This is a genomic window from Paracoccus sp. SSK6 (assembly GCF_039770665.1).
GTDB lineage: Bacteria > Pseudomonadota > Alphaproteobacteria > Rhodobacterales > Rhodobacteraceae > Paracoccus.
Genome location: NZ_JBDPNJ010000090.1, coordinates 1 through 804, shown reverse-complemented (window position 1 = coordinate 804; position 804 = coordinate 1). Strand labels below are relative to the sequence as shown.

Below are 804 nucleotides of genomic sequence, written 5' to 3'. Positions count from 1 at the left end.
CTTTCCCTTTCTGCGACAGCAGGGAGGGCGCGAGGATTTTCAGCGTGGAACTATATCTCAGGGTTCGCCAGGCCTGCGCGGCGGGCATGAGCCAGCGTCAGGCGGCGAAGGCCTTCAACATCTCCCGTGATACGGTTGCGAAGATGATGACGTTCTCGGTGCCGCCGGGCTACCGGCGGACGGCCGAGGTCAGGCGGCCGAAGCTTGATCCCTTTATCCCGATCATCGAGGGCTGGCTTGAGGCGGATCGCTCCATGCCGCGGAAGCAGCGACATACGGCGAAGCGGGTGTTCGACCGGCTGCGTGACGAATGCGGGTTCACCGGCGGCTACACGATCATCAAGGACTACATCCGGGAGCGGGAACGGCGGGGCCAGGAAGTGTTCGTGCCGCTGGCGCATCCACCGGGCCATGCGCAGGCCGACTTTGGCGAAGCAATGGTCAGGATTGGCGGTGTCGAGAAAAAGGCGCATTTCTTCGTGCTGGACCTGCCCCATAGCGACGCGTGCTATGTGCGGGCTTATCCGGCGGCGGTCGCCGAGGCCTGGGTGGACGGCCACATCCACGCCTTCGCCTTCTTTGGGGCAGTGCCGCAGTCGATCGTCTATGACAATGACCGGTGCCTAGTGGCGAAGATCCTGCCCGATGGCACCCGCAAGCGAGCCGTCCTGTTCAGCGGCTTCCTGTCGCATTACCTGATCCAGGATCGCTACGGCCGCCCTGGCAAAGGCAACGACAAAGGGAATGTCGAAGGCCTGGTGGGTTATTGCCGCCGCAACTTCATGGTGCCGCTCCCCGAGTTCG

At 63.4% G+C, this 804-nt stretch carries 1 protein-coding gene; it reads left to right on the top strand.

Annotation, left to right across the window (positions count from 1 at the left end):
• Positions 1-86: 86 nt before the first annotated feature.
• Positions 87-804: IS21 family transposase (istA, locus tag AAIL68_RS17480; protein ID WP_347141060.1), on the top strand; the 718-nt coding region annotated here is incomplete at its 3' end.